Below are 7,675 nucleotides of genomic sequence, written 5' to 3'. Positions count from 1 at the left end.
CTGCTCATTAATACGGCAAAAACCGCAGATATGACGAAAAAGACAACAAAAAGGGGGCAATTTCTCGCCCCCTCAAGGATTAACAATTACTGTTTGGCAATGATATGCCCGTTTTCCACATCAAGAGTAACAGGGACTCCCGGTATTAATTTGCCGGAAAGTATCTGTTGCGCCAGTGGATTCTCGATTTCCTGCTGAATTGCACGTTTCAATGGCCGCGCACCATAAACAGGATCGAAACCAGTCTCACCCAAGAACTCCAACGCAGGCTGAGTGATAGTGACCTGATAGCCACGCTCTTCCAGACGTTTATACAGACGCTCCAGTTGGATGCTGGCAATTGAAGCCAGATGCGCTCGGCCCAGTGGATGGAAGACAACAACCTCATCTATACGGTTGATAAATTCAGGGCGGAAGTGGTGAGTAACAACTTCCATCACCATTTCCTTCATTTCGCTATAACTTCTTTCACCGAAACGTTCCTGAATCAAATCGGAACCGAGGTTAGAGGTCATGATGACCACCGTATTACGGAAATCAACCGTTCTCCCCTGCCCGTCAGTCAAACGCCCATCATCCAACACCTGTAAAAGAATGTTGAATACATCCGGATGCGCTTTTTCTACCTCATCCAGCAGAATGACAGAATAAGGACGACGGCGCACCGCTTCTGTCAGGTAACCACCTTCTTCATAACCCACATAGCCTGGAGGTGCACCAACCAACCGAGAAACGGAATGTTTTTCCATAAACTCGGACATATCAATACGCACCATGGCATCATCACTGTCGAACAGGAAGGTTGCCAGCGCTTTACACAACTCGGTTTTACCGACCCCTGTTGGCCCTAAGAATAAGAAGGAACCAATTGGGCGGTTCGGATCTGATAACCCAGCACGGCTACGACGGATAGCATTGGATACCGCTTCAACAGCTTCATCCTGCCCAATCACGCGTTTATGTAGATCCTGTTCCATGCGCAGCAACTTATCACGCTCACTTTCCAGCATGCGAGAGACTGGAATCCCCGTCCAGCGCGCCAGCACTTCCGCAATTTCTGCTTCCGTCACCCGGTTACGCAGCAACTTCATGGTTTTCCCTTCAAGTGCGGTTGCCGCCGCCAGCTGTTTTTCCAACTCAGGGATTTTACCGTACTGAAGTTCTGACATCCGCGTCAAGTCACCCACACGCCGCGCCTGTTCTAAGGTAATTTTGGCCTGTTCCAACTCAGTCTTAATATTCTGAGTCCCAGTCAGTGAGGCTTTTTCAGCTTTCCATTCTTCTTCCAGCTCAGAGTACTCACGCTCTTTCTGCTCTAATTCGGTATTGAGCATTTCCAGCCGTTTTTTACTGGCGTCATCGGATTCTTTGTTCAGCGCTTGCTGTTCCAGTTTCAATTGGATAATTCGGCGCTCCAGCCGATCCAATGATTCTGGTTTTGAATCCATTTGCATACGGATACTGGAACCGGCCTCATCAATAAGGTCGATGGCTTTATCCGGTAGCTGGCGATCCGAAATATAACGGTGCGACAGTGTTGCCGCGGCAACAATTGCCGGGTCGGTGATCTGCACATGGTGATGCAGTTCATAGCGCTCTTTCAGCCCACGTAAAATGGCAATGGTGTCTTCGACTGTCGGTTCCGCAACATACACTTTCTGGAAACGCCGCTCTAGCGCCGCATCCTTCTCTATATATTGACGGTACTCATCAAGGGTTGTGGCACCCACGCAATGCAATTCACCGCGGGCTAAGGCAGGTTTCAGCATGTTGCCGGCATCCATCGCCCCGTCGCCTTTCCCGGCACCGACCATCGTATGCAATTCATCAATGAACAAGATCACACTACCTTCTTGTTTTGATAAATCATTCAACACGCCTTTCAAGCGCTCCTCGAACTCACCGCGATACTTCGCACCGGCAATCAGTGAGCCCATATCTAATGAAAGCACACGTTTATGTTTCAGGCCTTCCGGCACCTCACCATTGACGATGCGCTGTGCCAGCCCTTCTACAATGGCGGTTTTACCGACACCAGGCTCACCAATTAACACCGGGTTGTTTTTGGTACGGCGTTGTAATACCTGAATAGTACGGCGAATCTCTTCATCACGGCCAATCACCGGATCGAGTTTGCCTTGCTCCGCCCGCTCAGTCAGGTCGATAGTGAATTTTTTCAATGCCTGGCGCTGGTCTTCAGCACCTTGGTCATCAACTTTGTCACCACCACGCATATTCTCTATGGCCTTATCTATTATGTTAGTTGTTGCACCGGCAGCCTTTAACATGTCAGTTAAGGTGCCGCGGTCTTCAAGTACTGCCAACACGAACAGTTCTGACGAAATAAATTTATCTGCACGTTTTTGCGCTAACTTGTCACAAAGATTCAATACACGTACCAGTTCGTTTGATGGTTGAACATCACCGCCGGTACCTTCAACTTGTGGAAGACGACCTAATGCTTGCTCAATGTCGCTGCGCAAACTGGCAACATTAATACCCGCCGAGGTCAACAATGGGCGAACCGTCCCCCCATCCTGATTGAGCAGTGCGCTCATCAAATGTAACGGTTCAATAAACTGGTTGTCGCGCCCAAGCGCTAAAGACTGGGCATCGGCGAGGGCAAGCTGGAATTTGCTAGTAAGACGATCCAGACGCATAACACCTCCAATATTGGTCAAAATTGCTACTGGAGATTAGATGAGGTCATCCCTCAAATTTTCAAGGTTATTTCGACACTATATTTAAAGTAAAACGTTATGCGTCAGCGGATCGTCCTAATTCAATAGGTTATATCAGCCAGACTAAACTTGCCATACGCCCGGTCATTCCATCGCGCCGATAAGAGAAGAATTGCTGTTTTTCACTCACAGTACAGCGATCACCGCCATATATAGCGTGAATACCTGCGGCCTGTAACCGCAATCGAGCTAATAAATAGATGTCGGCGAGATATTTAGAGCCGGAAGGGGTGAACGCAGCCGTGGATTGTGCGTCGATTTGGATAAATGCCTGTTTAACCTCTTCACCCACTTCAAACTGCTGCGGGCCAATAGCTGGCCCCAACCAGGCAATAATAGACGAAGGACGTGCGCTGAACTGCGCCAGCGTCTGTTCAAGCACGCCTGCACATAAACCACGCCAGCCAGCATGAGCAGCTGCCACTTCATCACCAGCCAGAGAACAAAACAGCACTGGCAAGCAATCTGCGGTCATTACCGCACAAACTTGCCCAGCAACGCAACTATAGACCGCATCGGCCTGTACATCTGAGATAACCTGATCACTCAGATGCAAGACACGAGTGCCGTGTACCTGCTCTAACCAAACAGGCATTTGCGGCAATCCCGCTTGTTCCACTAAAGATTGACGATTTGCAACCACACTGGCAGCAATATCCCCGACATGGGTGCCAAGATTTAATGAATCATATGGGAATTCGCTGATCCCCCCATAACGGGTGGTACTACATGCCTTAACAGTGGCAGGCATTGGCCAGTTGGGGAGTATCAGCGTGTTCATTACCAATCCATCTGATCTTTGAATTCTTCAGTATCGGCTTTCAGCGCATTAATCAGCTCAACCATATCTTTTGGTAATGCCGCATGCCATTCCATTTGAATGCCACTGATTGGGTGATACAAACGCAACATAGTTGCATGCAGCGCCTGACGGTCAAAACCGCGCAGAATTGAAATAAAGGAATCAGAAGCCCCTTTTGGCGGGCGCGGGCGACCACCGTAGAGTTGATCCCCTACCAGCGGATGGTTGATATGCGACATATGCACACGGATCTGGTGCGTACGGCCCGTCTCTAGACGCAGGCGCAGGCGGGTGTGAGCACGGAAATGCTCCATAATACGGTAATGGGTTGTTGCCGGTTTGCCCATTGGATGCACCGCCATATGCGTGCGCTTGGTAGAGTGGCGAGAAATTGGCTCGTCAACTCTGCCACCGGCGGTCATATTGCCGATAGCTACCGCTTCGTATTCACGGGTAATTTCACGCGCTTGCAGCGCTTCCACCAAACGAGTCTGTGCCGGAACGGTTTTCGCCACCACCATCAAGCCAGTGGTGTCTTTATCCAGGCGATGTACGATACCCGCGCGTGGGACATCCATGATTTCCGGATAATAATAGAGCAGCGCATTCAGAACGGTGCCATCTGGATTACCCGCCCCCGGATGAACAACTAAACCGCGGGGTTTATTAATAACCAGAATATCGCTATCTTCATAGACGATATCCAGTGGGATTTCTTGAGGCGCCCAACGGGCATCTTCCTCAATTTGCGCGTCAATTGCGACGAGCTCACCACCCAACACTTTTTCTTTAGGCTTGTTAATTGTTTTGCCGTTTACCGTGACTTTGTCTTCCAAGATCCACTCTTTTATGCGAGATCTTGAATAATCAGGGAACAATTCGGCCAAAGCCTGATCTAACCGTTGACCGAGTTGTGATTCGGCCACCGTTGCGCTGAGTTGTACTTGTTGTGCCATATGCAGCTTCTTGTTCGTTAACGTTGGGTTTTGACGGCGATGCCGTTTAATATAATGTGCTATTGTATCTAGATCTTTATCGGGAGCTTAACGGACAGTCTCCCGGAATAACACTTCGAGGATAATCAAAACGTCATGACGCGTATGAAATATCTGGTGGCTGCCGCCACGTTGAGCCTGGTGCTGACCGGTTGCTCCAGTAACAAGGACGTGGTTCCCGATAACCCGCCTTCTGAGCTCTATGCTACCGCTCAGCAAAAACTGCAGGACGGTAACTTTAAGGGAGCCATTACGCAACTAGAAGCGTTAGATAACCGCTATCCTTTCGGGCCTTACTCCCAACAAGTTCAGCTTGATTTGATTTATGCGTATTATAAATCTGCTGATCTGCCGTTGGCGCAAGCCTCAATCGATCGCTTTATGCGCCTCAATCCCACACATCCTAACATCGATTACGTATTATATATGCGTGGTTTGACTGACATGGCTCTGGATGACAGCGCATTGCAAGGCTTCTTCGGGATTGATCGTTCAGACCGCGATCCGCAACATGCTAAAGCCGCATTCCGCGATTTTAACCAGTTGATTCAAAGCTACCCGAACAGCCAATACGCAACTGACGCGCAAAAACGCTTGGTGTTTCTGAAAAATCGTCTGGCCAAGCATGAATTGGCCGTGGCGCAATATTACACTAAACGAGGCGCTTACGTCGCGGTAGTTAACCGTGTCGAGCAAATGTTGAGAGATTATCCTGATACTCAGGCAACCCATGACGCGTTGCCATTGATGGAAAATGCTTATAAGCAGTTGCAACTCAATGCTGAGGCTGACAAAGTTGCCAAAATAATTGCGGCCAACCCAGCCTGATATTGTTTGGAACGACAAAATAACAAACGGCAGCTTAGGCTGCCGTTTTCAATCCTGCTTTATCATCATAAATCCAGGCGATTGATGTTGATAAGGCTAACGCGCTGATATCTTATCGAAACGCAAAAATGCCGCCATATCTAACTATATGCAGGCGATATAACCCATCGATAATGCGGCATTCTAACCAATGATTCAAGCCCTCAACAGCTATTCCTGAGGTTAAATCACACTTCCCATGACCTTTGCAAAAAGTGACAAAAAAAAGTGATCATGATCATACATTTTACCGTGAAGAGAGGTATGCTGAAGTTATCCAAGACGGAGTAGACCAGAGAGGTAAGTCATATGACAGTCAACATTACCAGTAAGCAAATGGATATTACCCCAGCAATTCGCCAGCACGTTGAAGACCGTCTAACCAAACTGGATAAATGGCAGGCCCAGTTGATAAACCCACATATTGTACTGTCTAAAGATCCGCAAGGATTCGTTGCAGACGCAACAATCAGTACACCAATGGGCCCCTTGGTTGCCAGTGCCAAACATGATGATATGTATGCTGCAATTAATGAACTGATCACCAAACTAGAACGTCAATTAAATAAAGTTCAGCACAAAGGTGAAGCACGTCGTGCAGCAAGCAGTGTTAAAGAAGCTAATCTGGAGTCAGTAGATGTAGAGGAAGAAGAATCCGAGCAGGAACAATAGCCGGTCAATCCATCTCATTTCGGATCTAACGCGCCTTTGGGCGCGTTTTTTATTGACAGCAATTCAGGCTGGCGGTTAGTTTAGAGTCAGTTCATTTTTAGAACTGACTTTCTTTAGATTTTATTCTCGTGGCCGCTCACTGAATGTAGCTCACGAGTACAACAGGTAACCGGTAACGATGATTAATAAAGTGTTTTTCTTCGCATTCTTTTTTACCTTCCCCTGATTGGGAGGCGTTTCGTCGTGTGATAAAGAATGCGAAGACGAACAACAAAGCCTCCCAAACGGGAGGCTTTTTTTATGTATATATGATTCAGGATGATAATAAGGCGAATCCCTATGACCGAGAATCCATTGCTGGTGCTACGTGAACGTATCAGCGCATTAGACTTAAAACTGCTGGCGTTGCTGGCAAAGCGGCGTGAACTGGCGGTGGATGTGGCTAAAGCCAAACAACTTCATCACCGCCCGATTCGCGATAAAGAGCGCGAACGTGATTTGCTGGATGCGCTCATCACTGCGGCCAAGCCTTATGATCTCGATGGATTCTATATCACTCGCTTGTTCCAACTGATTATTGAAGATTCAGTTTTAACCCAGCAAGCCCTATTGCAGCATCAGCTTAATCAAACCTCGCTGCACTCTGCCCGTATCGCTTTCCTTGGCCCGAAAGGTTCCTATTCACATCTGGCTGCACGCCAGTATGCTGCACGCCATTTTGAACAACTGATTGAATGCGGTTGTCAGAAATTCCAGGACATTTTTACCCAAGTAGAAACCGGGCAAGCCGATTACGCCGTATTACCCATAGAGAACACCAGTTCAGGTTCTATCAATGATGTGTATGACTTACTGCAACACACCAGCTTGTCGATTGTCGGTGAGATAACCAATCCGATTGATCACTGTGTACTGGTCGCGACTGAAACTGATCTGAGCCAAATTAAAACCGTCTATAGTCATCCGCAGCCTTTCCAGCAGTGCAGCCAATTCATTAACCGTTTCCCGCACTGGAAAATCGAGTATTGCGAAAGCACTGCGGCGGCAATGGAGAAAGTGGCACAAATGAAATCGCCGACAGCCGCAGCATTAGGCAGCGAAGCTGGCGGTGCGCTTTATAATTTGCAGGTACTGGAACACAATCTGGCGAATCAGCAGCAAAACATCACACGCTTCATCGTGCTGGCTCGTAAAGCTATTGATGTTTCCGAGCAAATACCGGCCAAAACCACCTTAATTATGGCAACGGGTCAACAGTCCGGGGCATTGGTTGAAGCGCTATTAGTGCTAAGAGATCACGGTATCATCATGACGAAGCTTGAATCTCGGCCAATAAATGGCAATCCGTGGGAAGAGATGTTTTATATCGATGTACAGGCTAACTTGCGTTCTGAATCCATGCAAAAAGCGCTGGCAGATCTCACGCCGATAACCCGGTCATTAAAAGTATTGGGCTGCTACCCAAGTGAAAACGTGGTTCCGGTCAATCCGAGCTGACATCGCTTTTGAAGCTCTTTCATTAGGCCTTACGCAACGTGAGATCTATACCCTATAGATTTCACGTTGCAGGAAGGCGGCAAACAAGTGACAAATTGGTC

The 7,675-nt window shown here is 48.1% G+C and carries 6 protein-coding genes and 1 other annotated feature; of the genes, 3 read left to right on the top strand and 3 right to left on the bottom strand.

Features of this window, described 5'->3' with window-relative positions:
* Positions 1–86 precede the first annotated feature (86 nt).
* The 3 genes from clpB to rluD all read right to left on the bottom strand — a co-directional run bounded on the left by clpB (position 87) and on the right by rluD (position 4,499).
* Positions 87–2,660, bottom strand: coding sequence for an ATP-dependent chaperone ClpB (gene clpB / locus YALDO0001_RS18720; protein WP_004705525.1), 2,574 nt, complete (start codon positions 2,658–2,660; stop codon positions 87–89).
* A gap of 130 nt (positions 2,661–2,790) precedes the next feature.
* Positions 2,791–3,522, bottom strand: coding sequence for a purine nucleoside phosphorylase YfiH (gene yfiH, locus YALDO0001_RS18715; RefSeq protein WP_042840557.1), 732 nt, complete (start codon positions 3,520–3,522; stop codon positions 2,791–2,793).
* Positions 3,522–4,499, bottom strand: coding sequence for a 23S rRNA pseudouridine(1911/1915/1917) synthase RluD (gene rluD, locus YALDO0001_RS18710; RefSeq protein ID WP_004705524.1), 978 nt, complete (start codon positions 4,497–4,499; stop codon positions 3,522–3,524). Before rluD ends, yfiH begins: the two co-directional genes overlap by 1 nt.
* A 135-nt stretch (positions 4,500–4,634) precedes the next feature.
* Between rluD and bamD the strand changes: the two genes are divergently transcribed.
* From bamD to pheA, 3 genes are all read left to right on the top strand, one after another.
* On the top strand, positions 4,635–5,366 hold the full coding sequence (gene bamD, locus YALDO0001_RS18705) for an outer membrane protein assembly factor BamD (RefSeq protein ID WP_042547931.1): 732 nt from the start codon (positions 4,635–4,637) through the stop codon (positions 5,364–5,366).
* A gap of 348 nt (positions 5,367–5,714) precedes the next feature.
* Positions 5,715–6,077, top strand: a complete 363-nt coding sequence (raiA, locus tag YALDO0001_RS18700; RefSeq protein ID WP_004705522.1) for a ribosome-associated translation inhibitor RaiA — start codon at positions 5,715–5,717, stop codon at positions 6,075–6,077.
* Between the two features lie 177 nt (positions 6,078–6,254).
* Positions 6,255–6,379: a sequence feature (Phe leader region), on the top strand.
* A gap of 37 nt (positions 6,380–6,416) precedes the next feature.
* Positions 6,417–7,574: a bifunctional chorismate mutase/prephenate dehydratase gene (gene pheA / locus YALDO0001_RS18695; protein ID WP_004705521.1), complete on the top strand. Its 1,158-nt coding sequence runs from the start codon at positions 6,417–6,419 to the stop codon at positions 7,572–7,574.
* The last annotated feature ends 101 nt before the right edge of the window (positions 7,575–7,675 follow it).

The sequence above is a fragment of the Yersinia aldovae ATCC 35236 genome (assembly GCF_000173735.1).
GTDB lineage: Bacteria > Pseudomonadota > Gammaproteobacteria > Enterobacterales > Enterobacteriaceae > Yersinia > Yersinia aldovae.
Note: the sequence above shows the minus strand (reverse complement) of the source record. Positions and strands in the feature narration are given on the sequence as shown.